The 14,790-nt window shown below is 37.1% G+C and carries 16 protein-coding genes, 1 tRNA gene, 1 other RNA gene and 1 other annotated feature; of the genes, 14 read left to right on the forward strand and 4 right to left on the reverse strand.

Annotated elements, in window-relative coordinates:
- Nucleotides 1-53 precede the first annotated feature (53 nt).
- Nucleotides 54-1,055, reverse strand: a complete 1,002-nt coding sequence (locus DN408_RS30230; protein WP_002130734.1) for a YaaC family protein — start codon at nucleotides 1,053-1,055, stop codon at nucleotides 54-56.
- 115 nt (nucleotides 1,056-1,170) lie between these two features.
- On the opposite strand from DN408_RS30230, the gene guaB reads away from it, so the two are divergent.
- From guaB to DN408_RS30265, 7 genes are all read left to right on the forward strand, one after another.
- Nucleotides 1,171-2,634 carry an IMP dehydrogenase gene (gene guaB / locus DN408_RS30235; protein WP_002107266.1) on the forward strand — a complete coding sequence of 488 codons (1,464 nt, stop codon included), beginning with the start codon at nucleotides 1,171-1,173 and terminating at the stop codon, nucleotides 2,632-2,634.
- Nucleotides 2,635-2,747: 113 nt separating this feature from the next.
- Nucleotides 2,748-4,058: a D-alanyl-D-alanine carboxypeptidase family protein gene (locus tag DN408_RS30240; RefSeq protein ID WP_133058330.1), complete on the forward strand. Its 1,311-nt coding sequence runs from the start codon at nucleotides 2,748-2,750 to the stop codon at nucleotides 4,056-4,058.
- A gap of 160 nt (nucleotides 4,059-4,218) precedes the next feature.
- Entirely contained in the window at nucleotides 4,219-5,106 is an 888-nt protein-coding gene (gene pdxS, locus DN408_RS30245; RefSeq protein WP_002009615.1) for a pyridoxal 5'-phosphate synthase lyase subunit PdxS, read from the forward strand.
- 18 nt (nucleotides 5,107-5,124) lie between these two features.
- Nucleotides 5,125-5,715: a pyridoxal 5'-phosphate synthase glutaminase subunit PdxT gene (gene pdxT, locus DN408_RS30250; RefSeq protein WP_147740509.1), complete on the forward strand. Its 591-nt coding sequence runs from the start codon at nucleotides 5,125-5,127 to the stop codon at nucleotides 5,713-5,715.
- Between the two features lie 54 nt (nucleotides 5,716-5,769).
- Nucleotides 5,770-5,990: a binding site (T-box leader), on the forward strand.
- Between the two features lie 51 nt (nucleotides 5,991-6,041).
- Entirely contained in the window at nucleotides 6,042-7,316 is a 1,275-nt protein-coding gene (gene serS / locus DN408_RS30255; protein ID WP_002009617.1) for a serine--tRNA ligase, read from the forward strand.
- A 154-nt stretch (nucleotides 7,317-7,470) separates the two neighbouring features.
- Nucleotides 7,471-7,563: transfer RNA gene (locus DN408_RS30260), tRNA-Ser, on the forward strand.
- Nucleotides 7,564-7,729: 166 nt separating this feature from the next.
- On the forward strand, nucleotides 7,730-8,125 hold the full coding sequence (locus DN408_RS30265; protein WP_002029297.1) for a sigma factor-like helix-turn-helix DNA-binding protein: 396 nt from the start codon (nucleotides 7,730-7,732) through the stop codon (nucleotides 8,123-8,125).
- 35 nt (nucleotides 8,126-8,160) lie between these two features.
- Here the strand turns inward: DN408_RS30265 and DN408_RS30270 are convergent, their stop codons facing one another.
- The 3 genes from DN408_RS30270 to DN408_RS30280 all read right to left on the reverse strand — a co-directional run bounded on the left by DN408_RS30270 (nucleotide 8,161) and on the right by DN408_RS30280 (nucleotide 10,130).
- The gene (locus DN408_RS30270) at nucleotides 8,161-8,829 is read right to left on the reverse strand and encodes a deoxynucleoside kinase (RefSeq protein WP_078178882.1); all 669 of its coding nucleotides are present in this window, start codon (nucleotides 8,827-8,829) and stop codon (nucleotides 8,161-8,163) included.
- Nucleotides 8,830-8,831: 2 nt separating this feature from the next.
- On the reverse strand, nucleotides 8,832-9,467 hold the full coding sequence (locus tag DN408_RS30275; protein WP_002170085.1) for a deoxynucleoside kinase: 636 nt from the start codon (nucleotides 9,465-9,467) through the stop codon (nucleotides 8,832-8,834).
- Nucleotides 9,468-9,590: 123 nt separating this feature from the next.
- Entirely contained in the window at nucleotides 9,591-10,130 is a 540-nt protein-coding gene (locus tag DN408_RS30280) for a cysteine hydrolase family protein (protein WP_002130738.1), read from the reverse strand.
- Nucleotides 10,131-10,236: 106 nt separating this feature from the next.
- On the opposite strand from DN408_RS30280, the gene tadA reads away from it, so the two are divergent.
- The 7 genes from tadA to DN408_RS30315 all read left to right on the forward strand — a co-directional run bounded on the left by tadA (nucleotide 10,237) and on the right by DN408_RS30315 (nucleotide 14,626).
- Nucleotides 10,237-10,731, forward strand: coding sequence for a tRNA adenosine(34) deaminase TadA (gene tadA, locus DN408_RS30285; RefSeq protein ID WP_078178881.1), 495 nt, complete (start codon nucleotides 10,237-10,239; stop codon nucleotides 10,729-10,731).
- Nucleotides 10,732-10,809: 78 nt separating this feature from the next.
- An RNA gene (gene ffs / locus DN408_RS30290) (signal recognition particle sRNA large type) lies at nucleotides 10,810-11,074 on the forward strand.
- A gap of 132 nt (nucleotides 11,075-11,206) precedes the next feature.
- Nucleotides 11,207-12,895 carry a DNA polymerase III subunit gamma/tau gene (dnaX, locus tag DN408_RS30295; RefSeq protein WP_002130739.1) on the forward strand — a complete coding sequence of 563 codons (1,689 nt, stop codon included), beginning with the start codon at nucleotides 11,207-11,209 and terminating at the stop codon, nucleotides 12,893-12,895.
- A gap of 25 nt (nucleotides 12,896-12,920) precedes the next feature.
- Entirely contained in the window at nucleotides 12,921-13,247 is a 327-nt protein-coding gene (locus DN408_RS30300) for a YbaB/EbfC family nucleoid-associated protein (RefSeq protein WP_170935248.1), read from the forward strand.
- Nucleotides 13,248-13,261: 14 nt separating this feature from the next.
- Nucleotides 13,262-13,858, forward strand: a complete 597-nt coding sequence (gene recR / locus DN408_RS30305) for a recombination protein RecR (protein WP_002009629.1) — start codon at nucleotides 13,262-13,264, stop codon at nucleotides 13,856-13,858.
- 14 nt (nucleotides 13,859-13,872) lie between these two features.
- Complete coding sequence (locus DN408_RS30310) at nucleotides 13,873-14,094, forward strand: YaaL family protein (protein ID WP_002009631.1); 222 nt, start codon at nucleotides 13,873-13,875, stop codon at nucleotides 14,092-14,094.
- Nucleotides 14,095-14,356: 262 nt separating this feature from the next.
- The gene (locus DN408_RS30315) at nucleotides 14,357-14,626 is read left to right on the forward strand and encodes a pro-sigmaK processing inhibitor BofA family protein (RefSeq protein WP_002009632.1); all 270 of its coding nucleotides are present in this window, start codon (nucleotides 14,357-14,359) and stop codon (nucleotides 14,624-14,626) included.
- The last annotated feature ends 164 nt before the right edge of the window (nucleotides 14,627-14,790 follow it).

A 14,790-nucleotide genomic window follows, 5' to 3' on the forward strand; every position in this document is an offset into this window, starting at 1 on the left:
GTAGGACGTCGCCAAGCAAGCTAAAAACACAAGTCTTTTGACTTGTGTTTTTTTTATTTCCCATGAAATAGGTTGGATTCCGTTAATAAAAATGCTGAAATATAGTAAGGGATTTTTTGAGCAGAAATATTGAGAAACTGATAAATAAATGGATAATCTTCAGATCCATAGCTTCCAAGTAAGTCATACCACCAATCTGTTTCATACCTCGAAATCATGCTTAAATTATAGAGCAATAAATAATGAACAAGGAGCTCAGGCAACACTGGCTTAGAGTTTCTAGGGTCGTTCGTAAGTGGTAAATAATAAGTGTCAGCAAGATACTCGTAGTATAAAGGTGTGCTATACATAGGATTCCATGATTGAATAGGTGCTGAAAAAAACACATTTAATTCATTATTTTTCTCAGGTACGTGTTGTATTGATAAATGCTTACAAGCTGTTTCGATGTAACGAGAAAATCTCTCTTTAGTCATATGTAGTCGATCTAGTATGTTGACTGAAAAGGAGAGCTCATTTTTATTTGTTGAATCGATTTTATATAATGTTGTTCCTTTTTGACTATAGCGAAATAAATGTTGTAACTCAGGGATTTTTCCCATTAGCTCTAACATATTAAACTTTTCTGTTTCCAAGTGTTTCATGTGAAACAGTTGTTCTGCAGCGTGAGTAAATAGTCCGTTTTTCTGTATTTTCACCTCATCTTCTAAAAATTGATATCCTTGTTTTTTTCGTTTACGGGTTGTCACTCCATGTGCTAAAACGGTTGTTGATTCTGGATAGTTTGGATTAATAGTTAATAAACAAGCTTTAAAAAGTTGCCCCATTCCATAAAATAACAGCATTGGCTGAATGGAAAATGGTGCTGTTTTATATAATTCATAATAATTTTTACCGTGTTCTAAGTAATAAATAAATGGATAACAATTTTCAAAACTTTTTTTTTCGGCATCCTGAATCGAGGATTTTTCATAACAACGGGCAAGATAACGTTGTACATTTTGAGATGAAAAGAAGAAACTTAATTGCTGCCAAGTACAATGTGTTTGATGCATATATTACGCTCCTTTTATTGTCTAAAAATTCTAACATATATATACGTCCTTGACAGTATTTTAACCAATTGATAAGCTACTAATAATAATTTCTGGTATCATGGGGGGAACAATTATGTGGGAATCTAAATTTGTTAAAGAAGGTTTGACTTTTGATGATGTATTACTTGTACCAGCGAGGTCAGATATATTACCAAGAGAAGTAAGTGTTAAAACAGTTTTATCTGAAAGCTTACAGTTAAACATCCCGTTAATTAGTGCAGGAATGGATACAGTAACAGAAGCTGACATGGCTATTGCAATGGCTCGCCAAGGCGGTTTAGGAATTATTCATAAGAATATGTCTATTGAACAACAGGCAGAGCAAGTTGATAAAGTAAAGCGCTCTGAAAGCGGCGTTATTTCAGATCCTTTCTTCTTAACTCCAGAACATCAAGTATATGATGCAGAACATCTTATGGGAAAATATCGTATCTCAGGTGTACCAGTTGTAAATAATTTAGATGAGCGAAAATTAGTTGGTATTATTACAAACCGTGATATGCGTTTCATCCAAGACTACTCAATCAAAATTTCTGACGTAATGACAAAAGAACAGTTAATTACAGCTCCAGTTGGTACTACACTGGAAGAAGCTGAAAAGATCCTACAAAAGTATAAAATTGAAAAGCTCCCTCTTGTTGATAATAACGGTGTATTACAAGGGCTTATTACAATAAAAGATATTGAAAAAGTAATTGAATTCCCAAACTCTGCTAAAGATAAGCAAGGACGCTTATTAGTTGGAGCAGCTGTTGGTGTAACGGCTGATGCTATGCTTCGTATCGATGCATTAGTAAAAGCTAGCGTAGATGCAATTGTACTTGATACAGCTCATGGGCATTCTAAAGGTGTTATTGAAAAGGTAAAAGAAGTTCGTGCGAAATATCCAGCACTAAATATTATCGCTGGAAATGTTGCTACAGCTGAAGCAACGAAAGCATTAATTGAGGCTGGTGCAAACGTAGTTAAAGTTGGTATTGGACCAGGTTCTATTTGTACAACGCGTGTTGTAGCTGGTGTTGGTGTACCACAATTAACAGCAGTTTATGATTGTGCAACAGAAGCTCGTAAACACGGTATTCCAGTTATTGCTGATGGCGGTGTTAAGTACTCTGGTGATATGGTTAAAGCTTTAGCAGCAGGAGCACACGTTGTTATGCTAGGTAGTATGTTTGCTGGCGTTGCTGAAAGCCCTGGAGAAACTGAAATTTACCAAGGTCGCCAATTTAAAGTATATCGTGGTATGGGTTCTGTTGGAGCAATGGAAAAAGGAAGTAAAGATCGTTACTTCCAAGAAGGAAACAAAAAACTTGTTCCTGAAGGTATTGAAGGACGCGTACCATATAAAGGACCTTTAGCAGATACAGTTCATCAATTAGTTGGTGGATTACGTGCAGGTATGGGATATTGCGGAGCGCAGAATTTAGAATTCTTACGTGAGAATGCACAGTTCATTCGTATGTCAGGTGCAGGTTTACGTGAAAGCCATCCTCATCACGTACAGATTACAAAAGAGGCTCCAAACTACTCATTATAATGTCTTATATACAAATAGACAGAGATTTGATATCTCTGTCTATTTTTTTTTGATTATGTTAGAATAACGGTTATGTGAGTACATAGATATTGGGGGTAGCAAAAGTGAAAGGTATGTTTTGCAAAAGATTCATTGCGTTGGTAACAGTGCTTACAATAGCTTGTAGCATGCTTGTACCATATAGCAATGCATCAGCAGAAACAGGAGCCGCTTTAAACATTGAAGCAGGTGCGGCAATTTTAGTAGAAGCGAATTCTGGGAAGATTTTATATCAAAAAAATGCAGATGAGTTATTATCAATTGCTAGTATGACAAAAATGATGAGTGAATACCTAGTGAACGAGGCTATTGCGAAAGGGAAACTAAAATGGGATCAAAAAGTTAAGGTTTCCGAATATGCTTATAACATTTCGCAAGATCGTTCATTATCGAACGTGCCTCTACGAAATGGTGAATCTTATACAGTAAAAGAGCTATACGAAGCAATGGCAATTTATTCTGCTAATGGTGCAACGATAGCGTTAGCTGAAGCAGTTGCTGGAAAAGAAGTAGACTTTGTAAAAATGATGAATGATAAATCGAAAGAGTTAGGATTAAAAAATTATAAGTTTGTAAATTCTACGGGCTTAACGAACAAAGATTTAAAAGGACACCATCCTGAAGGGACAACTCCAGATGAAGAAAATAAAATGTCTGCGAGAGATGTAGCAATTTTAGCACAACGTCTTATTCAAGATTTCCCTAAAACATTAGACATAGCAAAAATTTCAAAAAAAGTATTCCGTGAAGGTACTCCGGATCGGATCGAAATGCCTAACTGGAACTGGATGTTAAAAGGGTTAATTAAGGAATACGAAGGCGTAGATGGTCTGAAAACAGGATCAACTCCAGAAGCAGGAGATTGTTTCACTGGTACGATTGAAAGAAATGGTATGCGTTTCATTTCTGTAGTTATTAAAACAAAATCTCACACGGCAAGATTTGATGAGACAAAGAAATTATATGATTATGGCTTTGCTAACTTTGAAATGAAGAAAATGTATGAAAAAGGTTCTTCGGTTAAAGGAAAAGAAACAGTAAGAGTTGAAAATGCGAAAGATAAAGATGTAGCAGTTCAAACGAAGCAAGCTGTTTCACTTCCGGTGCCAAAGGGAAGTAAAGACGTTTATAAAACAGAATTTAAAGAAGGAAATAAGGGACAAGAGGCACCTATGAAAAAGGGAGTTACACTTGGCCAAATGGTTGTAACGTCTAAAGATAGTAATGATCCTGGATTTTTATCAGGAAAATCATTACAAGTAGACCTTATAACAAAATCTGAAGTAGAAGAGGCAGGCTGGTTCACACGTTCTATGCGCGGAATTGGTTCTTTCTTTAGTGGTATGTGGAATAGTGCTGTTGATACAGTAAAAGGTTGGTTTTAAAAGCTCCTCATTGTAGGAGCTTTTTCTTATTCCTATTTTTCATACCGACTTTATGAAAAAGTAGTGGACAAGCATCAGATAGTTAGTGGTAGAATGTAAGAGTATTCTTAATTTTCTTCTTTAACGGGGGAAAGCAATTCACCTAGGGGGGTTTTTGTACATGACAAATGTAACAGGGACAGAACGTGTAAAACGTGGAATGGCAGAAATGCAAAAAGGCGGCGTTATTATGGACGTAGTTAACGCCGAGCAAGCAAGGATTGCAGAAGAGGCAGGTGCAGTTGCTGTTATGGCATTAGAGCGTGTACCTGCAGATATTCGTGCAGCAGGTGGCGTTTCTCGTATGGCAGATCCAACAATTGTTGAAGAAGTTATGGGTGCTGTATCAATTCCGGTTATGGCAAAATGTCGTATCGGTCACCTTGTAGAAGCACGTGTATTAGAATCATTAGGGGTAGACTATATCGATGAGAGTGAAGTATTGACTCCTGCTGATGAAGTATACCATTTAAATAAACGTGATTACACAGTTCCGTTTGTATGTGGTTGCCGCGATATCGGAGAAGCTGCACGTCGTATTGCAGAAGGTGCAGCTATGCTTCGTACAAAAGGTGAACCTGGAACAGGAAACATTGTAGAGGCAGTGCGTCATATGCGCCAAGTCAATGCAGAAATCCGTCAAGTTGCAAGTCTACGTGAAGATGAGTTAATGACATATGCAAAAAATACTGGTGCTCCTTATGAAGTACTACTTGAAATTAAACGCCTTGGTCGCCTGCCAGTTGTAAACTTTGCAGCAGGTGGTGTAGCAACACCAGCAGATGCAGCGTTAATGATGCAACTTGGTGCTGATGGTGTATTTGTTGGATCTGGTATCTTCAAATCAGAGAACCCAGAGAAATTTGCACGTGCAATCGTTGAAGCAACGACTCATTATGAAGATTACGAACTAATTGCAAGCCTTTCTAAAGGATTAGGTAATGCAATGAAAGGTATCGAAATTTCAACGTTATTACCAGAACAACGCATGCAAGAGCGTGGATGGTAATTAAAGGAGATCTTTAAAATGGTGAAAATCGGTGTACTAGGTCTTCAAGGTGCAGTTCGTGAGCATGTAAAATCAGTTGAGGCAAGTGGTGCAGAAGCTGTTGTTGTAAAGTGTGTAGAGCAACTTGAAGAGATTGATGGTCTTATTTTACCAGGCGGTGAAAGTACAACAATGCGCCGTCTTATTGATAAGTATGCTTTCATGGAGCCTCTTCGTACATTTGCGAAGTCTGGTAAACCAATGTTTGGTACATGTGCAGGAATGATTCTTCTTGCGAAAACACTTATTGGCTATGAAGAAGCACATATTGGTGCTATGGATATTACGGTTGAGCGCAATGCGTTCGGACGCCAAAAAGATAGTTTTGAAGCTGCACTTTCAATGAAAGGTGTGGGAGAAGACTTTGTTGGTGTATTTATCCGTGCTCCGTATGTTGTAAATGTAGCTGATGATGTTGAAGTACTTTCTACGCATGGCGAGCGAATGGTAGCGGTAAGGCAAGGGCCGTTTTTAGCTGCTTCTTTCCATCCGGAATTAACGGATGATCATCGTGTAACTGCATACTTTGTAGAAATGGTAAAAGAAGCGAAAATGAAAAAAGTTGTATAAGTAACTTGCAACTTGTATAAGATTATAGTAAATTGATGATAACAATTTTATAAAATAAGCGTGTTGATAGGAAGTAGTAACAAATGTTGTTTCTTATAGAGAGTCGATGGTTGGTGGAAATCGATAGAAACAGTTTGTGAATCCATCCTGGAATGGAATGTGGAATATCTTTTGATTAGTAAACATTCCCGGTGAAGAGCCGTTATTTCTACTTGAGAGGAAAGCGGTAATGCTTTCAACTAGGGTGGCAACGCGGGTTAACTCCCGTCCCTTTGTATAGGGACGGGAGTTTTTTGTGTTTTATAAAATAAAAGGAGGAGTATATAATGCTTGATATTAAATTTTTACGTACGAATTTTGAAGAAGTAAAAGCAAAATTACAGCATAGAGGCGAAGATTTAACGGATTTTGGTCGCTTTGAAGAACTTGATACGAGAAGAAGAGAGCTACTTGTTCAAACAGAAGAATTAAAAAGTAAACGTAACGAAGTATCTCAACAAATTTCAGTATTAAAGCGTGAAAAGAAAGATGCGGAAGCTCTAATTCTAGAAATGCGTGAAGTTGGGGAAAAAGTAAAAGATCTTGATAATGAGCTTCGTACAGTTGAAGAAGATTTAGAAAGATTAATGCTATCTATCCCAAATATCCCTCATGAATCTGCTCCAATAGGTGAAACAGAGGATGATAACGTAGTAGCACGTACTTGGGGAGAAGTGAAAGAATTTACTTATGAGCCAAAACCACATTGGGACCTTGCTACTGATTTAGGGATTTTAGATTTTGAACGTGCTGGGAAAGTAACAGGAAGCCGATTTGTATTTTACAAAGGTGCTGGTGCAAGATTAGAACGTGCTTTGATTAGCTTTATGCTTGACCTTCATACTGATGAGCATGGATATGAGGAAGTATTGCCTCCTTATATGGTAAACCGTGCAAGTATGACTGGAACAGGACAACTTCCAAAGTTTGAAGAAGATGCATTCCGTATTGAAAGTGAAGATTATTTCCTAATCCCAACAGCTGAAGTACCTGTAACGAATATGCATCGTGATGAGATTGTGAGTAAAGAGCAATTGCCGATACGATATGCTGCGTTTAGCTCATGCTTCCGTTCTGAAGCAGGTTCAGCTGGTCGTGATACACGTGGTTTAATTCGCCAACATCAATTTAATAAAGTTGAACTTGTGAAGTTCGTGAAACCAGAAGATTCTTATGAAGAGTTAGAAAAATTAACAAATGATGCAGAGCGCGTGTTACAATTATTAGAGTTGCCATATCGCGTTATGAGCATGTGTACAGGAGATTTAGGATTTACAGCAGCGAAGAAATACGATATTGAAGTATGGATTCCAAGCTATGGTACATATCGTGAAATTTCTTCTTGTAGTAATTTTGAGGCATTCCAAGCGAGACGCGCGAATATCCGTTTCCGTCGTGAGCCAAATGGTAAACCGGAACATGTTCATACACTAAATGGATCTGGTCTTGCAATTGGACGTACAGTGGCAGCTATTTTAGAGAACTACCAACAAGAAGATGGTACAATTATAATTCCAGAAGTTCTTCGCCCTTATATGGGAGGAAAAACAGTTATTAAATAAGTTAAAACATTCATCGGTATGAGTGATTGGTAATTATGGACGTTGTCAGCAGTGTCATAAAGGAGAGGGGAAGTAAAATTCCCCTTTCCTCATAATTTATTATAGTAGGGTTGACTAACTGTTTTTCTTTTGATATTATATTTGATGTCAATATGGAGGTATACCCAAGTCTGGCTGAAGGGATCGGTCTTGAAAACCGACAGGCGGCGAGAGTCGCGCGGGGGTTCGAATCCCTCTACCTCCTCCAGATATAATTGACAACAGCGCATATAAGTGGAGATTGGAGAACTCGTTACCAACACGTAACGAGTTTTTATTTTAAAACCAATCATAAAGTATGATGTAAGGATATAGTGTCCTTATTACACACTCATATTCCGATGATTATCTTCATAGATATGAAAGGAGTTAACATGGATCTTATTATACAAACGTTTCCTTTAGATGGAAAAACTTTATATTATGTACAATGTCCTGTCTGTAAGAACAATAGAATTTTAAACAGTGGTGCAAATGTGTCGCGCATTATAAGTGATGATACATTCCGTAAACTTTGTGGTTGCACTTGTGATGTAAAACAGGTTGCAAAAAAAGTAGAGGTACCAAAAGAAGCTGAAAAACCAGCTGTGCAAAAAGAAGTAACTCCAAAACGTACAGGGAAATTACTAACAGCAGTAATTAATGGGAAAGAATTGACTGTTAAAGAGATTGCTGAAACATATGATATTAGTACGAGTACTGTTCGTCAGCGTATTAATGCTGGAAAGCCAGAGAGTGAAATTATTGCTCCGACAAAAAAGAAAAAGTAATTTCATAGGAAAACCCGTGCATATGCACGGGTTTTTTATTTTACAAGTTTACGTGTTTGTTTTAAAAAATATCCAATTTTTTTAATGATTGGTTCGATTGAATCGCCATCTTTTAAAATATCGTATTCATTAATGTTTAATCGTAAAACAGGGCATGAATTAAAGTTATTAATCCAGTTATCGTAACGTCCATGCATCTCTTTCCAATATTCAATTGGTGTTTGCTGCTCCATGGGACGTCCTCGTTCTTGAATACGATCGACAATATCATCAAAAGAACCTTCTAGGTAAATTAATAAGTCTGGATGAGGGAAGTAAGGAGTCATGACCATAGCATCAAATAACCCTTTGTATGTCTCATAATCAGTTTCAGTCATTGTACCCTTTTCGTAATGCATTTTTGCGAAAATACCAGTGTCCTCATAGATAGAACGGTCTTGAACAAAACCGCCACCATATTCGAAAATTCTTTTTTGTTCTTTAAATCGTTCTGCTAAAAAGTACACTTGTAAGTGAAAGCTCCAGCGTGTGAAATCAGCATAGAACTTGTCCAAATATGGGTTGGAATCTACTTTTTCAAAAGATGTACGATAACCTAAAGCGTTAGCCAATGCAGTTGTCATAGTTGATTTACCGACACCTACTGTTCCAGCAATAGTGATAACTGCATCATTTGGTATATCATATTTTTGCCTTAAATTCATTGTTATTTCGACTCCTTCAAGAGAGTATTTTGAAGAGCTGATAAGATGACATTTAAATCATCATGATTTCTTACAAAATCCATATCGTCTCCATTAAATTTCAATACTGGAATATCTGGATGGTCCTTTTTGAAAGCATCCATTGCTGTTTCGTAATCTTTTGTAAGCTGTAGCAAGTAATTTGGATCCATATTTTTTTCGAATTCTCTTCCGCGCATGGCAATTCGTTTTTGTAATGTTTCTAGGCTCGCTGTTAAATAAACGATGACATTTGGCACAGGCATATCTTGCGTAAGAATGCGATAAATTTGCATGTACTTGTCATATTGAGAATCTTTTAATGTACGGGATGCAAAAATTAAATTTTTAAATATATGATAATCTGCTACTACAGGCTTTCTTTGATTCAAATACTTTATGTTAATATCCTCTAGTTGTTTGTATCTATTACAAAGAAAGAACATCTCTGTTTGAAAACTCCATTCGTCGATGTCTTCGTAGAATTTTCCTAAAAAAGGATTTTCATCAACAATCTCTTTTAGTAAGTGGAGTTGCATGTGAGTTGAAAGTTCCTTCGCAAGTGAAGTTTTTCCAACACCAATTGGTCCTTCAACCGTGATAAATGGTACTCCGGTCACGCTGTTTCCTCCTTTCAATCAGTGATTTACCGTGACTACTAAAAACACAAAACAGAATTATTGTAGCACAAGAGGGGAGCGAGCGGACTAATTTGATATAAAAAGTTAGAAAATAGATATGTATTAATTAAATTTTATTTGGGATGACGGTACAATATTTGCCTTTAATGTGGCTTCCATTATTTTTAAAGCATGTTCATTATCTTGCTCGTTATTAGAAGCGATGCAATCCCGTGGTACATAAAGTGTATAATTTCTCATATGGGCATCATTAGCTGTAAAAAGGATGCATATGTTCCCGGCAATTCCTGTTAAAATGAGATTTTCGATTTTTAAATAACCTAATAAAGAATTCAAAGGTGTTTCATAAAAAGCAGAGTAATGTGGTTTAATAAAAATGTAATCGTCAGTATGCGGAGCAATGGCCTCGATAATATTTTTACTATACTCATTTGTACAATGGGTGATAAGTTGATCAATATCAGATCTCCAAAGTTGATAGTGATCATTGACATAAATTATTGGATAGCCCAATGATTTCATGGTGTCCTTTAATTGTAAAATGGGGTTCTTTATAATTTCACATTTCTGTGCCAGGATGGGTCCGTGGGAGAATTGAAAATCATTAATCATATCGATAATGAGTAAGGCGGTATTTTTCATATGTAATTCCCTCTCTTTCTTCTTTAGGTTGGATTGAATTTGTAAAAGTTATCCCACCTGCAAGAAATGAAAAAGTGTATTTTATTTTTGGTGAAAGGACTATATTATGGAGCGAGATATATATTTTATGCAGTTAGCAATAGAGGAAGCGAAGAAGGCGGAGGCGATACAAGAGGTACCAATTGGTGCTGTAATTGTGCTAGATGGTGAAGTGATTAGTGTCGCACATAACTTAAGAGAAACTGAACAGAGATCAATAGCTCACGCCGAACTCTTAGCTATTGATGAAGCTTGCAAAAAATTAGGGACATGGCGTTTAGAAGATGCAACGTTATATGTAACATTAGAACCTTGCCCAATGTGTGCAGGGGGAATTGTTTTATCGCGTATAAAACGGGTTGTATATGGTGCGAGCGATCCGAAAGGTGGATGTGCAGGTACGTTGATGAATCTTTTAACTGATGAGCGTTTTAATCATCAGTGTGAAGTAGTGCCTGGTGTACTTGAAGAAGAATGTGGTACGTTGTTAACGATTTTTTTTAGGGAGCTTCGTAAGAAAAGAAAAGAAATGAAAAAACTAGAGAAAAGTAATGGTAACTAACGTATTTGCATTTTGTAAAAAAACAAGTTATACTGATAATGCCTTATCCAAGGCAACCGAATATTGGTTTTAACTTTGCCGTGCTAAGCGGGGAGGTAGCGGTGCCCTATACTCGCAATCCGCTCTAGCGAGGCTGAATCCCTTCTCGAGGTTATGTTGCTGTAAGGTCTGCCTTAAGTAAGTGGTGTTGACGTTTGGGTCCTGCGCAACGGGACCCCGTGAACCTTGTCAGGTCCGGAAGGAAGCAGCAATAAGCGGGTTTTCTCGTGTGCCGCAGGAGTGCCTGAACCGAGCTAACTGCTTGAGTAACGCTTATGGTACGTAATCGACAGAAGGTGCACGGCAGTTATATATGTATACAAAACTCACCTTTATATAAAGGTGAGTTTTTTGTATGGAAAATAACTTTTGGAATCTATAAACAGAATGGGTTATAATAAATAAGATAATAACCTTTGAGGGAGGCCGTATTTTCGTGTCATACCAAGCGTTATACCGAACATGGAGACCGCAAAAATTCGAAGATGTAGTCGGTCAAAAGCACGTGACAAAAACGTTGCAAAATGCCCTTCTTCAAGAGAAAGCTTCACATGCTTATTTGTTTTCGGGTCCGAGGGGAACAGGGAAAACGACAATTGCAAAAGTATTTGCAAAGGCAATTAACTGTGAACACGCCCCGGTAGCTGAACCTTGTAATGAATGTCCTTCTTGTTTAGGAATTACACAAGGGTCTATTTCAGATGTATTAGAAATTGATGCGGCTTCAAATAACGGTGTAGATGAAATTCGAGATATAAGAGATAAAGTAAAATATGCTCCAAGTGCTGTAGGATATAAAGTATACATTATTGATGAAGTTCACATGCTTTCTATGGGTGCCTTTAATGCGCTTTTGAAAACTTTAGAAGAGCCGCCAGGACATGTTATTTTTATTCTGGCGACAACAGAACCGCATAAAATTCCAGCTACAATTATTTCGCGTTGTCAGCGTTTTGAGTTTCGAAAGATATCAGTAAATGATATCGTTGAGAGATTATCGACGGTCGTGACAAATGAAGGTACGCAAGTAGAAGATGAAGCGTTACAAATCGTAGCGCGTGCCGCCGAAGGTGGTATGCGTGATGCGCTCAGTCTTATTGATCAAGCTATTTCTTATAGTGATGAAACGGTGACGAGTGAAGATGTTTTAGCTGTAACAGGATCTGTATCTCAGCGATATTTGGGTGACCTGGTAGAATGTATACGTGAAAATGATGTATCAAGAGCGTTACGTATTATAGATGAGATGATGAGTAAAGGGAAAGATCCAGTTCGCTTTATGGAGGATTTCATTTACTACTATCGTGATATGCTTTTATATCAAACTTCACCACAATTAGAACATATGTTGGAACGGGTAATTGTAGATGATCAATTCCGTACGTTAAGTGAAGAAATGCAACCGGAAGTAATCTATGAAATTATTCATACCCTTAGTAAGGGGCAACAGGAGATGAAGTGGACAAACCATCCAAGAATATTCTTGGAAGTTGTTATGGTGCAACTGTGTCAGCAGTTTATGATGCAAGCAAACGGCGTAGATCGTTTACAAGCGATTATGAATAGGATGCAGCAGTTGGAGAAAGAGTTAGAGCAAGTTAAAAAGAATGGCGTGCCAGCTGGTGTGCAGCAGGAAGTAAGAGAGACGCGGGCAACACCAAAACCGGTACGAACAGGGAGTATGAAAATTCCTGTTGGACGTGTGAATGAAGTGTTAAAGCAAGCGAAGCGTCAAGATTTAGAACAGTTAAAAGCTGTATGGGGCGAATTATTAGGAAGGCTCAAGTCACATAACAAAGTAGCATTTGCTGTTTTATTAGAAAATAGTGAACCAGTTGCGGCTTCGGATGATACCTATGTGTTAGCATTTCAATATGAGATTCATTGTAAAATGGCTAGTGAAAATCGAGAAGCAATGGATACATTGGAACAAACTCTTTTTGAATTGTTAAGTAAAAGGTTAAATATGATTGCTATCCCAAAAAGTGAATGGGGTAAAATTCGTGAAGACTTTTTACAACGCGAAGGCGGGGATTCTGAAGAAAGCCCAGAACAAAAAGAAGATCCTCTTATAGAAGAGGCTGTAAAATTAGTAGGGCAAGAACTTATTGAAATAAAAGAGTAATAATAATGAGGAGGAATTAATTATGATGCGTGGCGGAATGGGAAATATGAATAATATGATGAAACAAATGCAAAAGATGCAAAAAGACATGGCGAAGGCGCAAGAAGAGCTTGGCGAAAAAACAGTTGAAGGTACAGCTGGCGGGGGAATGGTTACTGTTATTGCAAATGGTCATAAGCAAGTTCTTGAAGTGAAAATTAAAGAAGAAGTTGTAGATCCAGAAGATATCGAAATGTTACAAGACTTAGTATTAGCTGCAACGAATGATGCACTTAAAAAGGTTGATGAACTTTCAAACTCTACAATGGGCAAATTTACAAAAGGCATGAACTTACCAGGTGGAATGTTCTAGGAGGATATTGATATATGCATTATCCAGAACCGATATCAAAATTAATCGATAGTTTTATGAAGTTGCCAGGAATCGGACCGAAAACAGCGGTTCGATTGGCATTCTTCGTGTTAGATATGAAAGAGGATGATGTACTAGGTTTTGCGAAAGCACTTGTGAATGCAAAGCGAGATTTAGCGTATTGTTCTGTGTGCGGACATATCACTGACCGCGATCCTTGTTATATTTGTGACGATTCGCATAGGGATCAATCGGTTGTTTGTGTAGTACAAGAGCCGAAAGATGTAATTGCGATGGAAAAAATGAAAGAATATCAAGGTGTATATCATGTTTTGCGTGGTGCCATTTCTCCAATGGAGGGAATTGGACCAGAGGATATTAATATCCCGCAGTTATTAAAGAGACTGCAAGATGAAACAGTACAAGAAGTGATATTAGCAACAAACCCTAATATTGAAGGGGAAGCCACAGCGATGTACATATCCCGCCTCTTAAAGCCAACAGGAATTAAAGTAACTCGTATTGCACATGGTCTGCCAGTTGGTGGAGATTTAGAATATGCAGATGAAGTAACACTATCGAAAGCTTTAGAAGGCCGTAGAGAGATATAAGAGGAGAAGGGAAAATGTTCTTTCAAAAAAAGGGTAAGTTGCGTAAAGAGTATGACGATAAGTTAATTGTATTATTAGAAAAGGTAAAGAATGAATGGCTACGTCAGAAGAGACTGGTTGAACAAAGTGTTGAGCCGTCTCAAGATGTACTTTGTTCTTTAAAAATAGCAGAGGCGAAATATTTTTTCTTGTTAAAAGAAGCAAAACGTCGTCCTGTGAAAATGGAACAATGGTAAAAGGTCCTGCTTTTTAAAGCGGGACCTTTTACTTTTTATCGATTTATTTGTGAGTAATAGGGCTACTTTATTTTTGGGATATAAAGAGGAGAAAGAAAAAATGGGAATGGAATTAGTTGTATCTAATTGCTAGTGCTTAGAAGAAAGATTACTGATTAAAGGTTATAAAGATGAAGTGGTAGGAGTTATGTTATAGATGTTCTTTTTTCTTGTCTTGTCCCATACAAATGGATATGTATAGGTCATTCATAAGGAGGAAAAAATGAATTCTACAATTATTATTGTTGGCATTCTTTCTTTAGTTTTTATTTTTCTTGTTTTTGGTGTTTCTGCTAAACCAATACGTTTTATAGGGAAAGCACTCTTTCATGTCACTTTAGGTATAGCGTTACTATTTATTGTGAATGTTGCAGGGACATATTTCGATTTTCATATTCCAATTAACATGGGCACAGCTACAGTATCAAGTTTATTAGGGGTGCCAGGTGTTGCTGCATTAGTGATTATTAAGCTATATATAATGCCAAGATAAATTTATTTTGGCATTTTTTAAAAAAGCGTTGACTTATCGATTAGTAATATGATAAATTAATAAGCGTCGTCAGGAACGAAAGAAAAAAGTTGTTGACAGATTCAAGTCAAAATGTTAAATTATAAAAGTCGCTGAAACGTGACATTGAACTTTGAAAACTAAAC

It is taken from the genome of Bacillus sp. AR13-1 (assembly GCF_008042285.1).
GTDB classification, from domain to species: domain Bacteria; phylum Bacillota; class Bacilli; order Bacillales; family Bacillaceae_G; genus Bacillus_A; species Bacillus_A mycoides.